This is a genomic window from Luteolibacter algae (assembly GCF_042683045.1).
GTDB classification, from domain to species: Bacteria; Verrucomicrobiota; Verrucomicrobiia; order Verrucomicrobiales; family Akkermansiaceae; genus Luteolibacter; species Luteolibacter algae.
The window spans coordinates 14,325-35,970 of the sequence record NZ_JBHUIT010000016.1 but is presented as its reverse complement, the minus strand read 5'-3'; the positions used below and the strand labels follow the sequence as shown (position 1 = coordinate 35,970).

Annotated in this window: 20 protein-coding genes; 16 read left to right on the top strand and 4 right to left on the bottom strand. The window is 52.3% G+C overall.

The annotated features are described in order from the left end of the window. The first annotated feature begins 39 nt into the window (after window positions 1-39). The gene (locus tag ACFSSA_RS08990) at window positions 40-681 is read left to right on the top strand and encodes a response regulator transcription factor (RefSeq protein ID WP_386820103.1); all 642 of its coding nucleotides are present in this window, start codon (window positions 40-42) and stop codon (window positions 679-681) included. Between the two features lie 119 nt (window positions 682-800). Then, window positions 801-1,427, top strand: coding sequence for a hypothetical protein (locus ACFSSA_RS08985; protein WP_386820102.1), 627 nt, complete (start codon window positions 801-803; stop codon window positions 1,425-1,427). Here ACFSSA_RS08985 and ACFSSA_RS15810 read toward each other — a convergent pair. Then, on the bottom strand, window positions 1,422-1,595 hold the full coding sequence (locus tag ACFSSA_RS15810; RefSeq protein ID WP_465262944.1) for a hypothetical protein: 174 nt from the start codon (window positions 1,593-1,595) through the stop codon (window positions 1,422-1,424). The genes ACFSSA_RS08985 and ACFSSA_RS15810 overlap by 6 nt on opposite strands. Before the next feature lie 222 nt (window positions 1,596-1,817). On the opposite strand from ACFSSA_RS15810, the gene ACFSSA_RS08975 reads away from it, so the two are divergent. The 5 genes from ACFSSA_RS08975 to ACFSSA_RS08955 all read left to right on the top strand — a co-directional run bounded on the left by ACFSSA_RS08975 (window position 1,818) and on the right by ACFSSA_RS08955 (window position 12,068). Further along, a complete protein-coding gene (locus ACFSSA_RS08975; protein ID WP_386820100.1) occupies window positions 1,818-4,139 on the top strand; it encodes a beta-galactosidase in 2,322 nt (773 codons plus the stop codon). Between the two features lie 44 nt (window positions 4,140-4,183). Further along, window positions 4,184-5,803 carry a sulfatase gene (locus tag ACFSSA_RS08970; protein WP_386820099.1) on the top strand — a complete coding sequence of 540 codons (1,620 nt, stop codon included), beginning with the start codon at window positions 4,184-4,186 and terminating at the stop codon, window positions 5,801-5,803. A 97-nt stretch (window positions 5,804-5,900) separates the two neighbouring features. Beyond that, on the top strand, window positions 5,901-9,140 hold the full coding sequence (gene lacZ, locus ACFSSA_RS08965) for a beta-galactosidase, LacZ type (RefSeq protein ID WP_386820098.1): 3,240 nt from the start codon (window positions 5,901-5,903) through the stop codon (window positions 9,138-9,140). A 170-nt stretch (window positions 9,141-9,310) separates the two neighbouring features. Beyond that, window positions 9,311-11,008 carry a sulfatase family protein gene (locus ACFSSA_RS08960; RefSeq protein WP_386820097.1) on the top strand — a complete coding sequence of 566 codons (1,698 nt, stop codon included), beginning with the start codon at window positions 9,311-9,313 and terminating at the stop codon, window positions 11,006-11,008. A gap of 100 nt (window positions 11,009-11,108) precedes the next feature. After that, window positions 11,109-12,068 carry a ThuA domain-containing protein gene (locus ACFSSA_RS08955; protein WP_386820096.1) on the top strand — a complete coding sequence of 320 codons (960 nt, stop codon included), beginning with the start codon at window positions 11,109-11,111 and terminating at the stop codon, window positions 12,066-12,068. A 30-nt stretch (window positions 12,069-12,098) separates the two neighbouring features. On the opposite strand, the gene ACFSSA_RS08950 is transcribed toward ACFSSA_RS08955, so the two are convergent. Both ACFSSA_RS08950 and ACFSSA_RS08945 read right to left on the bottom strand, forming a co-directional pair. Beyond that, window positions 12,099-13,247 (bottom strand): cytochrome P450, encoded by a 1,149-nt coding sequence (locus ACFSSA_RS08950; RefSeq protein ID WP_386820095.1) that lies wholly within the window; start codon window positions 13,245-13,247, stop codon window positions 12,099-12,101. A 31-nt stretch (window positions 13,248-13,278) separates the two neighbouring features. Then, window positions 13,279-13,590, bottom strand: coding sequence for a 2Fe-2S iron-sulfur cluster-binding protein (locus tag ACFSSA_RS08945; RefSeq protein WP_386820094.1), 312 nt, complete (start codon window positions 13,588-13,590; stop codon window positions 13,279-13,281). A 114-nt stretch (window positions 13,591-13,704) separates the two neighbouring features. Here ACFSSA_RS08945 and ACFSSA_RS08940 point away from each other — a divergent pair, with 114 nt between their 5' ends. The 7 genes from ACFSSA_RS08940 to ACFSSA_RS08910 all read left to right on the top strand — a co-directional run bounded on the left by ACFSSA_RS08940 (window position 13,705) and on the right by ACFSSA_RS08910 (window position 19,548). After that, on the top strand, window positions 13,705-14,544 hold the full coding sequence (locus tag ACFSSA_RS08940; protein ID WP_386820093.1) for an AraC family transcriptional regulator: 840 nt from the start codon (window positions 13,705-13,707) through the stop codon (window positions 14,542-14,544). Between the two features lie 42 nt (window positions 14,545-14,586). Continuing rightward, window positions 14,587-15,483: an alpha/beta hydrolase gene (locus tag ACFSSA_RS08935; RefSeq protein WP_386820092.1), complete on the top strand. Its 897-nt coding sequence runs from the start codon at window positions 14,587-14,589 to the stop codon at window positions 15,481-15,483. 54 nt (window positions 15,484-15,537) lie between these two features. Next, entirely contained in the window at window positions 15,538-16,359 is an 822-nt protein-coding gene (locus ACFSSA_RS08930; RefSeq protein WP_386820091.1) for a hypothetical protein, read from the top strand. Window positions 16,360-16,467: 108 nt separating this feature from the next. After that, window positions 16,468-16,710 carry an acyl carrier protein gene (gene acpP, locus ACFSSA_RS08925; protein WP_386820090.1) on the top strand — a complete coding sequence of 81 codons (243 nt, stop codon included), beginning with the start codon at window positions 16,468-16,470 and terminating at the stop codon, window positions 16,708-16,710. Window positions 16,711-16,867: 157 nt separating this feature from the next. After that, window positions 16,868-17,404 carry a hypothetical protein gene (locus tag ACFSSA_RS08920; protein WP_386820089.1) on the top strand — a complete coding sequence of 179 codons (537 nt, stop codon included), beginning with the start codon at window positions 16,868-16,870 and terminating at the stop codon, window positions 17,402-17,404. A gap of 176 nt (window positions 17,405-17,580) precedes the next feature. Next, window positions 17,581-18,477, top strand: coding sequence for a LysM peptidoglycan-binding domain-containing protein (locus tag ACFSSA_RS08915; RefSeq protein ID WP_386820088.1), 897 nt, complete (start codon window positions 17,581-17,583; stop codon window positions 18,475-18,477). A gap of 105 nt (window positions 18,478-18,582) precedes the next feature. Then, the gene (locus ACFSSA_RS08910) at window positions 18,583-19,548 is read left to right on the top strand and encodes an acetyl-CoA carboxylase carboxyltransferase subunit alpha (protein WP_386820087.1); all 966 of its coding nucleotides are present in this window, start codon (window positions 18,583-18,585) and stop codon (window positions 19,546-19,548) included. Between the two features lie 53 nt (window positions 19,549-19,601). Here ACFSSA_RS08910 and ACFSSA_RS08905 read toward each other — a convergent pair whose 3' ends face one another. Further along, complete coding sequence (locus ACFSSA_RS08905) at window positions 19,602-20,522, bottom strand: alpha/beta hydrolase (protein ID WP_386820086.1); 921 nt, start codon at window positions 20,520-20,522, stop codon at window positions 19,602-19,604. A 103-nt stretch (window positions 20,523-20,625) separates the two neighbouring features. Here ACFSSA_RS08905 and ACFSSA_RS08900 point away from each other — a divergent pair, with 103 nt between their 5' ends. Both ACFSSA_RS08900 and ACFSSA_RS08895 read left to right on the top strand, forming a co-directional pair. After that, the gene (locus tag ACFSSA_RS08900; protein ID WP_386820085.1) at window positions 20,626-21,096 is read left to right on the top strand and encodes an RDD family protein; all 471 of its coding nucleotides are present in this window, start codon (window positions 20,626-20,628) and stop codon (window positions 21,094-21,096) included. A 96-nt stretch (window positions 21,097-21,192) separates the two neighbouring features. Beyond that, a complete protein-coding gene (locus tag ACFSSA_RS08895) occupies window positions 21,193-21,642 on the top strand; it encodes a type II secretion system protein (protein ID WP_386820084.1) in 450 nt (149 codons plus the stop codon). The last annotated feature ends 4 nt before the right edge of the window (window positions 21,643-21,646 follow it).

The following is a 21,646-nucleotide window of genomic DNA, read 5'->3' as shown; positions in this document are numbered from 1 at the left end:
TCGCCAAAGCATCGCAACCAGCAAACAGGGATACCCGATATGACAACAACAACCAACGTGTGGATCGTGGAGGAAGACGCAGCCTGCAGGCTATCCCTGCAGACAGAGTTGGGCCGGACCGAATGGCTCCACTGCGATCATATTTTCCCCTCTTGCTCCGAGTTCATTGATGCGATCGAAAATGAAACCCATCCAGATCTGGTGCTGATGAACCTCGGCCTGCCGGGAACCGCAGGCCTGGAAGCAATCCGAAAACTGGCACTGGATAGACCGGACATCTCGGTCCTCATCCTCAGCTGTTTCTCCGATTTGAAAAAAGCGCTCCAGTCCCTGGCAGTCGGAGCAACCCGACTCCCGCCTGGGACATCGACCAACTCCCGGGCTTACTCTTCCGCCAAACAGCCGATCTCCTTCCGATGCATGGCATTCAGTCCCATCGTTACCCAGGTTGTCCTGCAGAAACTTCATCAATCCACCCCCGCCGAGGATTTTGGCTTAACTCTGCGGGAAATCGAAGTCCTTGAGCAGTTATCTCTCGGCCTCACCGTCCGGGAAATCGCTAACGAGCTTCAGATCAGTCCACGCACTGCGGCAACCCATTTGGAGCACATTTACCCGAAGCTGGAAGTGAGATCCCAATCAGGAGCAGTCGCCAAGGCTCTTCGCGCCGGAATTATCTGAACGCGTGGAAACGCAATCTGCATCGGTCATTTGCCCGATAGACAGCATTCCTGAGACTCATTAACCTTCAAATGCTTCAAAATCCCAACCCTTGCACGACCCCTAAACTTTTTAAGATTATGAAAAAAACAACCACCTCCCTAAAATTATCACTTCTGGCAGCGACGAGCTGTCTCGCATTCAATCATTTGGCTTCCGCCGCGATTGTCTATACCAATGATTTCAACAGCGGCACGGCTGGAGACGCCCCGGGACAGCCTTTCGGTGAAGCCGGCAGCTCAGGATTTTTCGATCTTGCTGCCGCGGATGGCAACTTTGATACGCAGTATCTGAAAATTGCCTCAAGATCGGACAATGGAAACTACTACTTCCCATATTTCGATAGCAACTTGACCACTTCTCTGACTTCCGCGGTTGCCACCTTTTCCTTCGACGCACGTTTTAACACAGCTGATTTCGGGACATATGGCAGCCTCCGGTTACGGACGCGATCAGGTTCCACCACTCTTACCGAGACCGCGTGGCAGGATCTCGGAGCATCTGGTTTTGCCGTCACACTGGATACCGTCAATCATTACGATTTCGCGATCAACAATACCAATGCGGCGGTAACGATTGATGGTCTCGGCGGCACCCTAGCGGCCAATTCCTACGGCATCTATCAGAATGGTGTGCTCATGGATTCCCAAAAGAGCAATCGATCCTCCGCGATTCCCGGTGAGGCAATTACTTACATGAGTCTATGAGTCCAAGGAAACAACGACTCCAACGCTCCGCTTCAAGCTATCGTCAATATGGATAATTTCACCGTGCGCGATACGGCGTTTGTTGTTCCAGAGCCAAGTAGCCTTGCGCTGCTCGGCCTTGGCACCTGTGGACTGATGATTCGCCGTCGCCGCTGAAAAGCGATCCATCGCTCGCCCCCAATAACAAGCCAATTTTCAAACCCATCCGTGCTCTGACGAGCATGAATCCTGTTCTGCTCTCGCGGGGCAGGATTCTTTTTTGAATCTGCTATTCAATGAAATAACCCGACGGATGCATCCGTGTTAACTAGTTCTTTCTTTCAGACCCACCCGTTCATGAAGTATTCGATCCCGCATTCTATTAGGCCTCACCTCAACCCATTGACCCGTGTGGCAGCCATCGTTTTTTCCCTATCCCTTTTTGCTGCCCGAGCTGAGCAGAATGAAAATCCACAGGAATTCGGAAAGCTACAAATTGCTGTTACCGAGCGTTTGCAAAAACTCGGGGCGCTCATCGACAAAGCGGAAAAACAAAACGTGGACACCACCTACGCACGAGTTTCTGTGGAGACCATCAAGGCATTTCAGAACGCCGCAGAATGGGATCATTCAAATCCGGAAGAGGTCTTAAAAGTTTTCAAAACCTTCTATTACTACGACAAAATCGATCCCATCCACACGGAGCGGGTAGCCTATCACGAACTCCGGGACTGTTTGAAAGTCGCTGATTTCGCCGCCCGGGAACTGAGTGCACAAATGGAGAAACGGCTCACTCTCCCTGCCACGCCGGACTTCTCAAAGGGCAGCCTAAAGCTGGCTCCTTATTCCTACGAGCTGGATGGCCGCCAGGTGTTTCCCTACACACTTTTCTGGCTCCCAACCGAAAATGCCGGAATGGCCGAAGCTTTCGGACGCATGGGACACACCTATATGGATCTGAGCTTTCTGGACGCCGAGGGAAAGATCAATCCATGGACAGTAAAATCCCGTGCCGATTCCGCCCACATCCAGAGCAAAAACAACTTTATGCCCCTGAAGTTTTTCTGGTCACATAATGCTCCTTCCTGGCTGGAAGAGGAACACCCGGAGCTACTGCAGGGCGGGAGGATGTTCACCCAATATGATATCGATGATCCGCAGATCAGGCAGTGGCAGGTCGATCTCTGCCGGCAGTATATTCCACCAATGGCAAAGGCATTCGGAGAAAAGCCGATGGTCTATATGATCGCAAATGAACCCCATTTCGCGACAGCTCAAAAGGGTTGGCTGGTCAAAAATGGCCTATCCCAGAATACGCTGGATCGGTATCGGCGCTGGCTGAAAACAAAGTATGGAACGATCGAACGGCTCAATGCCACCCATGGCACAACCTATGCGAGCTTTCCGGTAGTTCCAATGCCCTTCCCTATCTCCCAGGAACTCCGCGGAAAACCCGTTTGGTATGACTGGTGTCGCTTCAACATGGACCGCGTCAACGACTGGTTCACCCATCTCAAGAACTCGATTCAGTCCTTCGACGGCGGGCGCAAAGAGCCTGTGACGATCAAGGTGCTCGGGCATCATTTCAGTGATCATGCCAGAGACCAGGGGATTGACATCGAATACTTGGTCAATCTCCAGGATGTAACTGGAGGTGATTTGCGGGTCCGCCCCTTCGATGCCGAAGTTTATGCGGAACTCGAAGGTGGCATGAAGGCCAGAACTTCCTGGAAAAAGCGCTATGCCTACGAATGGATCAGCCAAACGCTATTCCTCGATTTCAATAAATCCCTGGCTCCGGAAAAGGTTTTCTATGATACCGAATGGCACGGATTTGGCGCCGTTCATTGGCGTAGATTCGGCCTCTCCCGTGAGTATGTCCGCGCGGGTGTTTGGCATGCGTTTACAAACGGAATGGGCGCGATCGAGCCCTGGATGTGGGGGAGAAATCCAGACGGTTCTTTCCGGCATTCGGCAGATCAGATAGGAGAGCTCGCCACACAGCCGGTAGCACTGGACGCTTACGGACGCGTCATGAAGGAGCTCAATGCGTATGCTGAACTGATCACCGCCGCAGTCGCCAAGCCGCGGAACTTCATGTTCTACTATCTTGAAGAATCCGCGATCCAGGATGCCGAGTATGCCCACCATCTGGAAGACTCCTATGAGGCGGTGAAGCTCCTAAACCATACCGTGGGCATGACCACCCCGACCCACCTCACCACTCTGGATCCGCTAAAACAGGTCGTCATCGTGCCACCATCGGAATTCATTGCCGATGACAGTCTCGCAGCACTCCAGTCCTTCCAGAAAAAGGGTGGTCGCATCGTGGTCCTGGATCCGGGCCGTAGCTTCCTCAGGAACGAGCACGGTTTTCCACGCAAGTCTCCGGAGCTGGATCACATCGGGCTTACCCTAAAGCCGGATGTTTTCGAAATGGCGGATGACTTCCGGAAGGTTCTCGCGCCGTATACCTGGAAAGAAGCATTTCAAGTGACTTTCAAAAACCCCGCGGGAAAAGATGCCTACGGAGTCTTGATGCAATCAGTTGTGGATCCGGCTTCGGGAAGTCTGCATCTCATTTTGAACAACTCGGCACACGGAGTGAAAAACGTCATGGTTGAAATTGACGGCGAGAAGCCGCCCCTCATTGATCTACTAACCGGGGAACGTCTCCAATCGCCCTTTCCGATGAACAGCTGCGACGTCCGCCTGATCCGTGTCGGCCACTAAAAACATCCAACCATCCGGTAATTCTTAACCCAAATCCAAATCAGATGACTATACCACGATCAATACGTGCATCGATCCTGATGCTACTTTCTGCGGCTGTTCTACCATCGGCTGCGGCGGAAAAACCCAATATCCTGTTCATCGCCATCGATGATCTGCGCCCGGAGCTTGGTTGTTACGGCTCTCCCATCGCCATCACGCCAAACCTCGATAAACTGGCCTCCCAAGGCTTGCTGTTCAATCGCGCTTACTGCCAGGAAGCCATTTGCTCACCATCCCGTGCGAGCATCATGACCGGAGCCAGGCCGGACAAGATCGGTATTATTGAAAACTACACATACTTCCGTGATTCAAACCCGGATATCGTGACCCTGCCCCAACAGTTCCGCAACAACGGTTACGAAACGGTCTACGTGGGAAAGGTCTTCCACGGCAAATATACCGATGAGGAAAAATCATGGTCTCGTCAGCCCGCTGCAAAAGCAGTGAAGTCGAAGTTTCCGATCATCCCCGGCGGTTACGCACTCCCTGAAAACCGCAAAATCGTCGCTGAAAACCGCAAGGCTTTATTGGAAAAATACGGCCCGGACAATATCGGAGGCCTTACATCCAACGGCCCTGCCTACGAGTCTGCCGATGTCCCGGATTACTCCTACACGGACGGTCAATCGCCGCTCATTGCGATCGAAACCCTGAAAGACCATCTTCAGAAGAAGCCCGATCAGCCACTCTTTCTCGCTCTCGGTTTCAGCAAGCCACACCTGCATTTCATTGCTCCGAAAAAATATTGGGATCTCTATGACCCGGAAACGATTCCTCTGGCCGAGCATTCCTCCGCTCCCAAGGATGGCGCAGCAACAGGGCTTCACGCCTCCTTCGAACTCCGGGTGCGCGATGGAATCCCGAAGAAAGGCGATATCGATCCCCAGCTATCCCGCACCCTCAAACACGCCTATCTTGCCTGCGTTTCCTACATCGACGCTCAAGTTGGCTTGATGCTCGATGCGCTTGATGAAACCGGCCAACGTGACAATACCATTGTGATCGTATGGAGTGATCACGGATGGCACCTCGGCGATATGGGCATCTGGGGCAAAGCCACCAACTATGAAATTGCCACCCGAGTTCCTCTGATTCTGCAATTACCGGATATGAAGAACGCAGCAGGGAAAAAAACCGAAGCGCTCACCGAGCTCATCGATATGTATCCGACCCTCTGCGATCTTGCGGGAATCCCAAAACCCGCGCATCTCGACGGAAAATCCCTCGTCCCCCTTCTGGAAAACCCCGAGGCAGAAATTAAAGATTTCGCGCTTAGTCAATATCCCAATCCGGCCCTCCGTGAGTGGGCGGCCAATCCTCTGGCCCCGGCCATGCGGGAGACCTTTTTCGGCCCGCTCATCGAACAGGTCGAAGAACGTATCATTGCCCAAATGGGCGACAAGTGGGACCGAGACCTCTTTGAGAACCACCTGATGGGCTACTCGCTCCGCACCGATCGCTATCGCTACATCGAGTGGCGCGATCATCGCGATCCCGATGCCGAAGCACTCTTCACCGAGCTCTACGATCATGAAAGCGATCCCGCGGAAACGAAAAATGTCGCCTCTGCGAACCCAGATATTGTCTCGGAACTAAGTAAAAAGCTTCGCTCCAAGCTCTGAGGCAAAAGGAATTTCCAGCAATTCCCGTAATATATATGGCAGATCAAAGTGCACCATCGACAAATTACGGCGTCCCAATTACCCTGATTGCAAATAGATGACAATTTACAGATACCGCACACTACTCTTCGGTCTTTTCATATCTTCCTTACATCCGGTCTCGGCCGATCAGCCTGATTGGGAGAATGAAATGGTTTTTGAGCAAAATAAGCTCGAAGCCCGCGTCCCCTCCTATTCGTATTCAACGGCTCAGGAAGCCCTGGCTGGCGACCGCGAACAGTCCCGGATGAAATCACTTAACGGAACCTGGAAGTTTTCCTTTGCTCCAAAGGTGGAAGATAGACCACTGGATTTCATGGCGAAGGGTTTCGACGGATCCGGCTGGAAGGATATCGAAGTCCCATCAAACTGGGAGTTAAAAGGTTACGGCCAGCCGATCTATACCAACATCACCTATCCTTTCACTCCCGGGATTCTGGATGGAAATCTAAAATACGACTGGAAAGGTCCCCAACCACCACGTCCTCCGAAAATCCATCGCGATAATCCCGTAGGTAGTTATTTCAGGGATTTCGAAGTGCCGGCAGAATGGGAAGGCGAGTCGGTAATTCTTCATTTCGGCGGTGTTTCCTCAGCATTTTATGTCTGGGTAAACGGCGAAAAAGTCGGCTACAGCCAGGACAGCTGTCTTGCCGCGGAATTTGATATTACTGAATATCTGCAACCCGGCAGAAACCGTCTTGCGGTTCAGGTTTTCCGCTGGAGCGATGGTAGCTATCTGGAGGATCAGGACATGTGGCGGCTCAGCGGCATCCAGAGGGAGGTATTGTTACTCGCCCAACCGAAAGTCGCGATCAATGATTTTTATGTCAGGACCACTTTCGACAAGAAAATGGAGGACGCGAAGCTGGAAATCCGGCCTCGTGTGCGCCTGACCAAAGGTGAAGAAGCTCTCGATGGTTGGAAAATCACCGGGCAGCTTTATGATGCAAATTCCACCCCGGTCATTGCCAAACCAATGGAAACCAGCGTGAAGGACATTTACTTCGAGCGCTGGGCCGCCCGCGATACGGAGAAATTTGCGTTTTTGGAAGCAGATATCAAAAAGCCTTTGAAATGGTCTGCCGAAAGCCCGAATCTTTATAGATTGGTCCTCACGCTCACCGATCCTGAAGGAAAGGTCGTGGAAGCACGTAGCCAGAGTATCGGCTTCCGTAAGATTGAATTCAGCGATCAACAAGAACTTCTCATCAATGGCAAGTCGGTGGAAATCATGGGAGTCAACCGCCATGATCATCATCCGGTGCGCGGCAAGGCCCTCACTCGTGAGGATATGGAAAATGATGTGAAGCTGATGAAACGTTTCAATTTCAATGCGGTCCGCACCTCTCACTACCCGAACGATCCCTACTTTCTGGAACTTTGCGACAAATACGGCATCTACGTCATGGGCGAAGCCAATATCGAGACCCATCACCTCGGCGGATGGATCCCCCAGATGCCCAGCTGGACGCCGGCGATTCTCAGCCGCATTTACCGTATGCTGGAGCGCGATAAGAATAACACTTCCATCATATCATGGTCTCTCGGCAATGAGTCCGGCACCGGGCCGGCCTTCGCCGCGGCAGCCGCATGGATCCGTGATTTTGATCCCACACGGTTCATTCATTACGAGGGAGCGCAGGGAAACCCGGCTCATCCGGAGTTCATCGAAGGTATGGGATACAAGAGCCAGAGCCTTCCCACGATGTCCAATCCCGACGACCGGGACTACGTCGATGTCATCAGCCGCATGTATCCCAACCTCAGCCAGCTCGTCGGGATGGCGGAAAGCCCTCATATCGACCGTCCGATCATCATGTGCGAGTATCTCCACGCCATGGGGAACTCCATCGGTGGCCTCGGTGAATTTTGGGATGAAATCCGCACACGGCCAAATCTCATCGGCGGATACATCTGGGACATGATCGATCAAGGCATCGAAAAGGAAGGGCCGGATGGAAAAAAATTCTACGCATACGGTGGCGACTTCGGTGATCAACCCAACGACGAAAATTTCTGCTTGAACGGTGTTTTTGATTCCGCCCGCATGCCGAATCCCCACGCATGGGAATGCAAGTATGTCTTTCAACCTGTCGTCATTGAGGCGTCCGATGCTCCCGCTGGAAAAATTAGAATTACCAATAGATTCAATTTCACCAATCTGGATCAATACGAGATCAGATGGGCGGTATCCAAAGAAGGAACACAACTCCAGACCGGCACCCTTGAAACACAGGATATTGCACCGGAAGCCTCTGCGGAAGTTTCGATTCCGTTCGATAAAATTCAGTTTGATGACTCAGCCGAGTATTGGATCCGCGTTAGCCTTCATGAAAAACAGGACAGGCTTTGGTGCGAGAAAGGCTATGAGATCGCCTATCAACAGTTGTCGCTCAAAGGCTCTGCCGCGCCAGCCGCCCAGCTATCTGAGACAAAGGCAGAAATTTCGATTGAGGAAACCGACACCGAAATCATCATCGACGGAGAGAATTTCTCGGTGAAAATCGGCAGAGAATCCGGCGATTTGATTTCCTATTCACTCAACGGGACCGACCTCCTTGCAGCTCCACTCCGCCCGAACTTTAACCGTCCTTCAATCGATAATGACGTCCGGGGTGCTAGCTCGGGGCCAATTTCCAAATCGCGCAAAGTTTGGGCAAACCTACCTTCACAGCTGAAGACGGAATCGATTTCCACCACCCGTGAATCGTCCGCTGTGAGAGTTACCGTTCCCCAGAAATCCGGCGGTAAAATCCTTCTGACCCGATCATATCTCATCACCAATGACGGCCAGATCGAGGTCAGCATGGATCTGGACGCTGATGAATCGCTACCAGAATTGATTCGTTTCGGCATGACCATGGGCGTTCCCGAGACTCTCGAAAATACGACATATTACGGCAGAGGTCCCTGGGAAAATTACCCGGACCGCAAGCGTGGCGCGGAAATTGGCGAATACTCGTCCAAGACCGCCGGGATGTTTCACAACTACGCCCAACCTCAGGAAAACGGCAATCATACGGATACACGGTGGGCGAAGTTTTTGTCCACTTCTGGAAAGGCGGGCCTAAGCGTGCATGGAGCACCCGATTTCGCTTTTTCGATCTGGCCCTACTCGGCGGAGAACATTGAGTCAGCGAAACACCCTTTCGATCTCAAGCCACAAGGCTACCTCACACTTAATATCGATAAATACCAGGTCGGTGTGGGCGGCACCCTGTCCAACACCCTCCCCCAGTATTTGATCCCTTCCGGAAAACATCAGTTGGTTTTCCGCCTCGGCTCAGCGAAATAAGCCTTCCATAGTAAATTCGAGGACAGAGGTCACCTAACCACGGGTGGCCTCTTTTTTTGTGCCCGCATGCCTCATTCCCGGAGAGAGACCTTTTCGTTCCATGTAAAATTCCCGTGAGACGGAGCGTATTAGCTCATCCGAAACCCTTCTCGGAAACCCATCGACTTTGTATGAATCAACAACCTGTTCTGTCCGCTCTCCTCGGGACCATCGGTCTCACAGCAATCACTTTCCCGTCCGCCTACGCTGCGAACATGGACAAGACCAAACCGAACGTGATCATCCTTTATTATGACGACATGGGCTACGGGGATATGGGTGCCAATGGAGCTACCGGTGCCACCATCCCGAAAGACTCCAAATTTCTAGATGCCTCCGTCCCAACTCTCACACCCCATCTCGACAAATTTTCTTCCGGGAGCCTGAGGTTTACCAACGGTCATTCATCAGACGGAGTTTGCTCACCTTCCAGGTATTCGCTTGTCACCGGGCATTATTCTTGGCGCACAAGACTCAAAAAAGGAGTCGGCGGCGGCTATACCCCAACATTTATGGATGAGGACCGCTTTAGTGTGGGAGAACTTTTTCGCAGCCATGGCTACGAAACCGCCATGGTCGGGAAATGGCATATTGGAATGAGCTTCTTCGATGCCGAAGGGAAACCCGCGAATGATAAAAAAGGCGTTATCGATTTCGCCCAACCTGTGAAAAACACCCCGGCTCATCGCGGCTTTGACTACTGGTTCGGCACGCCGGCGTCTCTGGATATGCCGCCTTATGCCTGGCTTGAGTCCGATGCGGAGTCCGGAGAGGTTCATGTGCTCTATAAGGGTGCGATCGTGGATGGGGATGAAGTAGATTTCAGCCAGGCACGGCCCGCAACCAACGCGGACCTGGTTCACTATGAACAAAATTCCGATTTTTTTGCGCGCAGCGGAATCAAGGACCCGACCTTTGTCTTTCAGGACTACCTGCAGATCCAGGCCCAGAAAGTCGCAAACCTAATCGAAGGCTATAATGCCGCCGACAAACCCTTCATGATCTATGTCCCCATGCCAGCACCCCACGATCCTCACGCGGTTCAGGAAAAATTCAAGGGCAGCGCTGGATTCACCTACGGAGATTACCTGGTGCAAACTGATTACTATACCGGAAAGATTCTGGATGCTCTCGGAGATGCGGATGATCCGGACAGCACCGCGGCAAACACCGTGGTCTTCATCTCAAGTGACAACGGTCCCGAAGTCGGCGCTTCCCATAGAAGCCTGGTCGCGGGGCATGATGCCAATGGTCCTTTCAAGGGCATCAAACGCGATAACTGGGAAGGAGGCACCCGCGTCCCATTTCTCATCCGCTGGCCCGGGATTGTTGAACCCGGAACCACGGATCATCCTTGCTGGCAGGGAGATTTCGTCGCCACCATGGCAGATGTCTTGAACTATGAATTGAAAGCCGACGAAGCCCCGGATGCCGAAAGTTTTCTTCCCGTCCTGGTGGGAAAACCCATGCCAAAACAACGCCGGGCAGGATTTATCGAGCATTCACACCGTGGGCAGTTTGCCATCATTGATTACACCGGAGAGTGGAAACTACTTGATGGAACCGGCGGCGGTGGCAACGCCGAGACTCTCGATGCCGAAAACCAAGTCATCGAAAATTTCGGAGAGATCTGCGGCGCACCCCGCCAGCTCTATAATTTGAAAAAAGACCCGGGTGAGCGTGTGAACTTACTTTTAGACCCCACACCGGAGATCCTGAGAAAGGAACAGGAACTCTATACGCTGCTGAACAAAATCCGCGGTGATGACAAACTTGGCTCGGAAGGTAGCAGCAATGTCCCCCGCATTCCGACAAAGCTATTCAACTAGAGCAACCGAATCTCCATGTGCTCCGGCGCGATCGGTCGCGCACCCGATCGGAAAAAAATCGTGATCGCAAAGCCATTTTGTGAGCGTAGTTAACAAACATATGAAATTCACACTGATTTATGCGTTTTTAATCACGGCAATGCCGCTTTCTGCTGGCGAGAAATTGCAAGCGCTCATCGTAGACGGTCAAAACAATCATGCCGTTTGGCCGAAATCGACGGTCATGATGAAGCAGTATTTGGAGGATTCCGGCTTGTTCGAGGTGGAAGTGCAGCGACCGGAGTTTATTTGGAATGGCCAGCGGGAGAAAAACTGGTTGCCGCTGGCAGACGCGGGAGAATCAAAGAATCTCCCGGAACCAAAGCCAGATCCTTCATTTTCTCCGGATTTCAGCAAATATGATGTCGTTGTCAGCAATTTCGGCTGGAAAGCCGCGGATTGGCCGGAAGCAACCAAAAGAAATTTCGAGGAGTATATGAAAGATGGCGGTGGACTCGTCGTCGTCCACGCGGCTGATAATGCCTGGGAAAAATGGCCGGAATTCAATCGGATGATCGGCCTTGGCGGTTGGGGCGGACGCAATGAAAAAGACGGCCCTTACGTCTATTACAATGCCGAGGGCGAACTGATCCGTGACGAAAGTGCCGGACCGGGCGGCACCCACGGCCCGAAGAACGAATTTCTCCTAACCGTCCGCGATAAAGAGCATCCGATCACCAAGGGCTTACCGGATTTCTGGCTTCACACCACAGACGAATGCTATTCCAAGCTACGGGGACCAGCCGAAAACCTCACCATTCTCGCGACCGCAGCAGATACCGAAAAGCTGCAGAAAGAAGGGCGCAACGAGCCCATCCTGATGACGATCGATTACGAGAAAGGCCGGGTATTCCATACGACTCTTGGCCACGACACAGAGGCATTTGAAGGAGTCGGCTTTATCGTAACCTTCCTCCGTGGCACTGAGTGGGCCGCCTCCGGCAAGGTCACCCAGGAAATCCCTGCGGACTTCCCATCGAAAGATGATGCCACACGCCGCACCTTCGATTTGAAAAAATAACAGTCTCCATCACAACCCTTGCGTGCCAAATCACGCGAGGGTGATTTTTACCTGAAGGGAATCATAAGCAACCTCGCGGCTATAGTCGGCCTCGCGCTCAATGTTGCGCTTTGCTTCCAGAATCTCGATCATCTTCACGTTGGAAGATATCTCTTTCAAAAGCGTGCGGATGATCAGGCGGGCATGGGCGGCCCCCAGACAATTATGCGTTCCGCTGCCGAAGCCAACATGCGGATTGGGCTTCCGATCGAGGCGGACCTCCTCGGGAGAGTCGAAAACGGTTTCATCGAAATTTGCAGAGGCCCAGCAAAGTGAGACCCGCTCTCCCGCAGCGACCTTTTCCCCACCCACATCCGTAGTCACCGGGCAAACCCGGCCGATGTGCGTTAGGGGAGTAACCACTCGCACGATTTCCTCTGTGGCGGTCAGGATCAAACGGGGGTCGTCCCGCAATGCTGGCAGCGCTTCCGGATGCTCGGCTAAATAAGCGATCGTCCAAGCAACGGAATTGATGATCGTATCACGGCCCCCGGCAAATGTTAGGTTGGCGAAACCCATGCATTCATCGCGCGTTAGCTTTCTGCCTTGGAACTCCGCAGCCAGCAAACCGGAAAAGAAGTCATCTCCCGGCTTTTCGGACGCTTGATCGAATTTCCTTTCGAGATATTCTGTGAGTTGTGCCCCTTTCGAGGTTCCGTCTCCGCCATCACGGAAAACATGTGTGCCCCAGCTGATCCAGATTTCGGCTTCGGATTCCGGCACATTCAGAAGATGGGTAAGCGCCCGGGATTGGAGCGGCAGGGCGAATTCCCGGACAATTTCCATGGATTCGCGTGATGCGGCATCCTGGATCAAAGAGCAGATCAATGTTTCGATTTTATGCGCGAATTCGGCCTTCAGCGGTTTGCGGAACGTGGGATCCACGATTTTCCGGTATTCCTTGTGCTCGGGCGGGTTCGTCTCAATCGGCAGCTGCCGCACATTGCGGACATCTTCCTCGGAAGGTATCGGCACCCGGAATGGAGCATCGGAACTGAAGGTTTCCCAATCTTTGGCGGCCTGTTTCACATCCCCATGACGGAGGATCATGGGAATCTTCTTTCCCTGGAACTCTGTGGCCAGAACTCCTTTTTCCTTGCGGATTTTTGCAAATGGATCGTGTGGGCAGGAATGCGACATGTTCAAATTTTTGGTAATATTCCGGGGAAAATTAGCGGGCGATGGTCTCGACGACCAAGCCATCGAGCTCGTCAGTGAGCTCAATCTGGCAACACAGTCGGCTGCGCTCATCAACATTGTCTTCGAACGAAAGGATGTCTTTCTCCGTATCGGTTGCGGGCCCTGTGCGTGCCAGCCATTCGCGGCCCACCTTCACATGACAGGTTGCGCAGGAACACACTCCGCCGCAGCTGCCATCGATCCCCTCGATATCGTGCTCCACGGCTAATTCCATCACACTGCCGCACTCGGCTTCGATCTCAGTTTTATCGCCATCCGGAGAAATAAATATCACTCTTGCCATAGCTTTCCACCGTGAAATAAAACACATGCGTCAGCAAATAATCAGATAACGAGAAAAGATACTTTATTCACATTTAATCCATAAGTTTTAGATTTTTTCATCCACTTTAGATCAATGCGCCTGACCCGAGAAAATACGCCGACCAGCGATGGCAGCCCATTGCTTTGTCTGGAAATCTATCAACCGCATTTCGATAGCCACTATCACCATCATCCCGAAATCGAAATCACCTGGATTCTGAACGGTGACGGTCAGAGATTGATCGGGGATTCTTTGGAGAACTTTACCGGTGGAGATCTGGTCTTGATCGGCAGCGATCTACCGCACCAATATCGAAGTGCGGGTGGCGGGCAAGCTATCGGAAAGGTGCTCAAATTCGACGCCTCATTTCTGGAGAATGATTTCTCCCGGATACCGGAATGCAAATCCGTGCGTGGCCTCCTTGAGCGTTCCGGGCGGGGGTTGATTTTTTCAGATCCCACCCGTCAAGCTGCCCAGCGGAAGATCGATGCGATTTTTCGGACGGAGAGCCGCCTCGGAAAAATCCTGGGCCTCATCGAGCTCCTGCATCTTCTCGGTGGCGACGAGACCGCGCAAACCCTTGCCGGGCTGACTTACGAGTCCAATGTGAAGCCAAAGCAGATCGCGAGACTAGAGCGTGTTTTGAACTATATAGACTCTCATTGGCGGGAGCCGATCACTCTCGCGGATGTCGCGGAGATCGCAGCATTGCACCCCCAGTCACTGAGCCGTTTTTTCCAACAGCATCTCGGGATGGATTTCCGGAGCCATCTGATCAAGCTACGTTTGAGCCATGCGGCGCAGATGCTTCTTGAGACAGAACAAACCGTCACGGAAATTGCATTTTCCTGTGGATTTAACAATATCGCGAACTTCAACCGCCACTTCCGATCGATCTATCAGCGGACTCCCAGCACCTATCGGAAAGGATGATTTGATGATCGAACGATTACGGAAAATCCGTATGGTTTTTCCATGCGCTCGATCCTACTCATCTTTCTTATGTCCACTGCCTTCCTGAATGCGGAATGGATCAATCTGTGGCCTGGCGAAGCCCCGGGAGCTCCGCAGCTCCCTGCCGGTTCTGAAACCACTGACGAGCGTGGCCACAAATCCAATATTGAAATTCCCCAATTCAAGGTTTTTCTCCCACCAGCTGATATTGCCACAGGGGCGGCAGCGCTGATTTTCCCCGGAGGGGGTTACGGGATCCTCGCAATGAAGCACGAAGGGGAAGAATACGCAGAATGGCTCAACAAGCATGGGATCGCTGGCATCGTTGTGAAATATCGCATCAAGAAAGGCCCGGAATACCTCTATCCTGTGCCATTCCTTGATGCCCGTCGGGCTATCCGCACCGTGCGCGCTCACGCTGCGGAATGGAATCTGAAGGAGGACCGGATTGGAGTCATGGGTTCCTCCGCAGGCGGCCACCTCGCCAGTCTTTGCGCCACCCGTTTTGACGATAAATTCCCGGAGGAAACCGAAGATCAGATCGATAAGCTTTCCGCGCGGCCGGACTTTGCGGTGCTTTGCTATCCTGTATTGAACATGGACTCGGAGATCGCGCACGGTGGCTCCCGTGCGAATCTCACCGGGTCTGGGCCTACTCCTGAGCTTCTGGCGAAAATTTCCACTGAAAAGGCCGTCACGGGAAAGACACCACCCGTGTTTCTGCTCACCAGCTCCGATGACGTTGTGGACTGTCGCAACAGCCTCCGGTTTGCCGAAAGCTGTAAGGCGCATGATGTTCCGGTCTCTCTCCACATGTTTGAGAAAGGCGGTCACGGCTACGGCTTGGAAGGCCAGGGAAATCTCGAAATATGGCCGGACCTGCTCGCGGCGTGGCTCGCTGCCCGTTTCCCACGATAAGATCAGCTAGAAGCTTGCTAAAACATCCCGCAGCGCCTTTTCTACCCAGAGCTTATGAATCCATCGGAGCAGATCATCTGCAAACCCACTCCCTGGTTTACCCTTCGGGCAGTTGCCATGCTGGCGATGTTCAGCGTTTTTGCCGTGTTGTTCTTCATTGATGGCACCACTGGCTATCGGAAGAAGAATTTGGAGTTTTACGTGCATGCCACGTTCCAAAAAGCCAGCGCGACCTTCGCCAAAATGAACGAGGATAAAACCCTCACCGCTGAGAGCTGGAAGGACTTTGCCAGCGAGCAGAATGTTGATTTCCCCGAAGATAGCAGCGTCCTTCCGAAAGATCTCGAGCTCCCGATGAAATGGCCGGCGGTCTTGCAGGATTATGGAAAGATGAAGGAGCTTCAGCCCCATCTTCTCTGGCAGAAATATTCCGGTGAAAACCGTATGAGCAACTCCCCGCCGGAGCACGATTTCGACTCTGGAAAAATCCGCGAGCAGATCGTTGTCTTTTACATTTGCCTCGGCCTCGCTCTTCTCACCCTGTATTTTCTGATCCGCACCACCCTGCGCTCCCTCCGGGCAGACGATGAAGCGCTGACTACCGCTAGCGGCGCTCGCATTCCGTATCAGGATATGAAAAGCCTCGATTTGAGGAAATGGGATACCAAGGGAATCGCAGTCGTCGAGTATGACGGAAATTCAGGAAAAGGTCGCGCCAGGATTGACGGATTGACCTATGGGGGCTTCAAGAAAGATCAAGGCGAGCCCGCTGAGAAATTAATGCAAAAGATCCGCTCAAACTTCTCTGGAGAAATCATTGAATACACCTCGATCGACGAGCCTGAAAGCCCCTCCGAGCGTCCCGAAAACAACTGATTCCCGGCAATTTCCTTTCGTTTTCCCCATTTGCAGCTTTTCATGGTTGCCAAGCTACTCAGATAGCAGATAACCGTTTTCCAACACCAACACACAACCACTCAACAAATGTCAGACAAATCAATCGAAGAACGGGTAAAAGAAATCATCGTGGATCAACTCGGCGTCAGCGCTGACCAAGTTACCTCCGAAGCAAAATTTGTCGAAGACCTCGGCGCGGACTCCCTCGACACCGTCGAGCTCGTCATGGCTCTCGAAGAGGAATTCGACGTTGAAGTGCCGGATGATGAAGCTGAAAAGCTCCAGGCCGTAAACGACGTGGTGACTTTCATCACCAGCAAGAAAGCATAAGCCGCTTCGAGCATAAATTTTCAAAGAAAGGGCGGGCGCTTCACGGCACCCGCCCTTTTCTTTGCATTTTTGCGGTTTTCAGAGGATACTTGCCACCCACACACCGCGAAGGGTTCTTCGCATCGAGATTTCCCCGACCGCCAGTCTATTTTTCCAAATGCCTAGCCAAGACGATATACAGTATGCGATGGAGACAACCCGAGTTCTCCATGAGCCGGATCACCGCATTCAGACATTTGGCGAAACCCGATTTGACTTCCAGCTCATCAGTGAGCCGATGGACCAAGTGGGGACCGTCCGTATCCGGACAGGCGAGGTGGAAGCGATGAAACCACGGATACTGAGACCGGAAGCTTATCGTGAGATTGAGCTGGAAGGTTTTGATGAATCCGCCCGCGCACGTCTTGAGGCGATGGTGGAGAAACTCAAAGCCCAGGGCCACGATCTCGCGTTTCTCCAATACGGCTTCCGGTTCAAGCGTATCGCGGTTAACGAAGAAATCATCCACGATTCCATTGAAGCCGTCAGAGAGCGGCTGTTGGAAGATATCCGTCGCACAGGGAATCCCTCCCGCGCGATTATCGAAGGTGTCGATGACACTTGGGAAATCTCAATCCTCAAATTTTCCTTCGAGATGATTCTGCGCTCCCATGCCATCAACGCCTTTGATTTCAAGCGTAAGGGCCTGCTTTAGAATCTTCCGCCGGTGTTTCAATTCGTTTGATGTTTGGGTCTTGAAATCCAATGCTGCCCAAGTGATTTTCCCGTGTGAACCAGATGTCCTCGACCCTTCGCATACCCGATCCAGCCGGAAAAGGTCGTTTTCCCAACCGCACACTCGGTAATTGCCGATAAAATCACCTTTCTAGCATGAAATTCTGGCTCTTTATCAAAATCATCGCCGGCCTGGGCGTTATCGGAATCGTGGCCTTCACAGCGATGCTTTCGTATCACATCGTCGTTGAGCCTTTGGGCGGGGTTTTCGAGAGAATCGTCCCAGAGGCAGGCAGCGTCTTGAAGGTTCCCAAGGAAGAGGACTTCGCCAAAGTCCTGGATGCGGCGGAAATGCCTGATTTTGAGCCTGGTGATCGTGCGTTCCAGAAAGCACATGAGCTAATCGCTCTTGGCGAAATCCCTGCGGGCCGCGAAAAGCTTATGGCCATCATCAATGTTTTTCCCTCTTCTCCCGCCGCACCAAATGCCCGCCGGATCGTGAGCCAAATGAACCTTGACGAAATTTTGGCCAGCAATTTCCCCGAAGGGAAAACCACCTACACAGTAAAATCCGGAGATTCATATTACGCGATCGCCAGCCGTCACGATATCTCACTGGATATGCTGATGCACCTCAATGGTATGATGGAGCTCAAAAATCTCCAGCCCGGGGATGATCTGCTCGTGATGCCACTGAATTACCGCCTCATGATAGAACCGGACCGCAAGTCGGTCTCGCTCTGGGACGGCGTGAAATTTATCTGTGAGTATCCCGTTTTGAACATGGATGGGATAAACCTGAACAGCGGAAAGACGGTAATCTCCTCGAGGCGATCGACTCTCGACGGAAAAACCGTCGCTCCCACCGCAAAGAACTACCGCGCGACCCGGAAATCCATCGTTTTGAAAAGCCCGGCAATCCAGATATTTCCCTACGATGAAAGCGAAGAAGATCCTCCACGTGGCATCTACTTACGAGAAGCTGATATGGAAGAGCTTTTCCTTCTGACACGTTCTGGAAACGAGGTTGAAATCCGTAAATCCGCAAGATAAGCCAAGCGCCACCTGTCATCCAGAAGTCTTGCCCTCGTTCTCCTTAACCAATATTCTCCTCAAACACACCTTCCGCAACCAACTGCGGCAAAACACTTTACGACCATGCAACTCCTCGAATTTGAAAAACCCGCTGCAGAGCTTGAAAAGGAAATCGACAAGCTACGTGCCAAAGCCGCTGCGCAAAACCTCGATCTATCCGCGGAGATTGCAACCATGGAGCGCAAACTTGCGGAGACCCGGACAGCAATTTACGAAAATCTCACGCCCTGGCAGCGGGTCCAGATCGCCCGTCACACCCAGCGCCCGTTCATGCTCGATTATGTATCGCTGGCGTTCACGGATTTTACAGAGCTACATGGAGACAGACATATTGGTGACGATGCGTCGATGCCAGGTGGCTTCGCCATGATCGGGGGGCATAAATGCGTCGTTCTCGGCCATCAGAAAGGGCGCGACACAAAGGAAAACCTCAAGCGTAACTTCGGCTCCGCTCACCCTGAAGGTTACCGCAAATCTCTCAGGCTGATGAAGATCGCGGAAAAATTTTCCATGCCGGTGATCGCACTCATCGACACTCCCGGAGCATTTCCCGGCATTGGAGCGGAAGAGCGCAACATCGCGGAGGCGATCGCTTTCAACTTGCGGGAAATGATGCTTCTGAAAACTCCCATCATTGCCGTGGTCCTAGGAGAGGGCGGCTCCGGCGGTGCATTGGGAATCGGAGTGGCAGATCGCGTGGTAATGATGGAAAATGCTTATTATTCCGTCATCTCACCGGAAGGCTGCGCCGCCATTCTCTGGAAGCACCGCAAACATGCTCCGGAAGCCGCCGAGGCCATGAAGCTTGTCGCTCCAGATTTGATGGAACTGAAATTGATCGACGATGTTATTCCTGAGCCAATCGGTGGCGCCCATCATGATCACGCCGCGAGCGCCAACGCATTCCGCGAGCACATCACGAAACATCTTGATCATCTTTGCTCGCTCGATACCAGACAACTCCTCGACGAGCGTTACGAGAAATTCCGGAAATTCGGGGAATGGAATCAGGACTCTCCGGAAGTCTGATCATTTGGTTTTGAGGCCGATCCGGGAGTCAAATTCGTTTCGGCCCGGACTCGTCACCTGATACCCTCCAGCCATTCGAGCATTCGTTTCCTGTATGCACCGGAATCGAGCGCCAAAGAATTTCCGTGGCTTCCGCCTTTCACTTCGAAGAGCGTCTTTGGCTCATTTGCCAGATTGAAGAGAGTCTTTCCCTGGGAGAGCGGCACCACTTCATCGCGATCACCGTGGATTACAAGAAGTGGCGTATTATTGATTTTTGAAATAAAGTCCCGGGGTGAAAGCTCGTCTGTGATGAGACTGGCTCCAAACTGCCCCCCTACAATCACCGCCATTGCACGGTATGACGCAAAAGCTCCGTCGATGACCATTCCACGCAATCCCCTGGGCTTTTGCTCGGCAATGGCTGTCACCGATTTTGCCCCGCCAAGGCTGTGTCCGTAGGAAATCAAATGATCCGCGTCCACATCGGCCCTGCCTGCCACATAATCGAAAGCGGCTTTAACGTCCTCTACCATCCCCTCGCGGTTTACGACACCCTCGGATTTGCCAAAACCGCGATAGTCATACAGAAATACATGATATCCGGCTTCCACCAGCCACATGACAAAGCCCAGATGGTGCCCTATCGATCCAGCATTTCCATGTGAAAAGACGATCGTGCCCTTGGCCGTATTGCCACGTGCCGGCATGAACCAGCCATTCAGTTTGGTCCCGTCCGAGGACCTGAACATGACATCATCATAGCTGAATCCCCATTTCGTAGGAGTGGCGGGAACGTCATGTGTAGGAAAATAGAATAAGCGGTTGGTATCTCCTTCTCCAATCAGCCCACGCGCCAATCGGGCAAGATCCCCATTATCATCGTTTAACATCTTCCGCACATCTTCCACATTCACAGTGGGCGAAGCAGGTGTTGTTTGCGCATTCAGGCAGCCCAAGCCTACAGCCATTGCCCCATTACCAAGCCATTTCATATTTTAGACAAATAACCCGATTCCACCATTTGTCGAGAGAGTGGCCGATTTTTAACTCAAAGCCTCTAGACCAACCCCGGAAATTTCATTAGAAGATGCAGGTATGGAAGAAAACAATCAAAGCACTCCGGAAACTATTGAAAAGACAGTGGAATCACCTGCCTCCACACCTCCTGTATTGCCTGAAGGAACAGAGGCACCCCTCGATAAACGCATTTTGGCTGCTTTTATTGATATGCTTGTCGCCATTGGCATCAGTTGGGCGGCAGGGATGATTAACGGCCGTCTGGGCTACCCGGCAGCTGTCGGATACCTTCTGACCCGCGATTCATTGCCGTTTCTCGAGGGTCAGAGCCTCGGAAAGAAAGTTGTGAACCTTCAAGCTGTGAATGAAGGTGGTAAAAGCCTTTCCGGGGATTGGACTCCTGGAATCATTCGGAATATCCCGATGATAATTCCGTTTTTCCCACTCATTGAGCTCATCATTCTAGTCATTAACAAAGACAAACCGAACGGTATGCGCCGACTGGGAGATCAGTTTGCAAAGACCAAGGTCATTACAGTGAATCATTAAAAATACTTAGAGTATGGTTCACTACGTAATTACGTAATTGCTAATAAGGGGGATATTAGTATGGTGGGTGTGTTCCCACCCCATCCCCCTTACAACATGAAAATTCAGTCCTCCCCCCGGACGAAGTGTGCACGCGGTCTTACCTTGATCGAGCTTACTGTCGTCATCCTAGTTCTTATGTCTCTCGTTGCTATCCTGTTCATTGGTGCGAGAGGCTGGAAGAATGGCACAGACCGTGCCACATGTATTTTGAAATTACGCAGCGTCCAAGTCGCGACACGTTCATACCAGAACCTCTATGGCTTCGATGCCGGCGGCCATCCGCTTGCCTCCAATGGCACGCAAAACATCGCAAAACACCTTCTCGAAAAGGGCTATATCGAACAGGACACCTACGATAATACCCAAGGCACGAAGAACTGCCCTGGGAACGGCACCTACAGCACACCCTTCCCGGATATTTTTCCTCCAGTGGGATCGCTTTACATGGTCTGCTCTCTTTCTGAGACTTCAAACCACGTTCCGCAGATCCACTCCGATTGGTGAATCT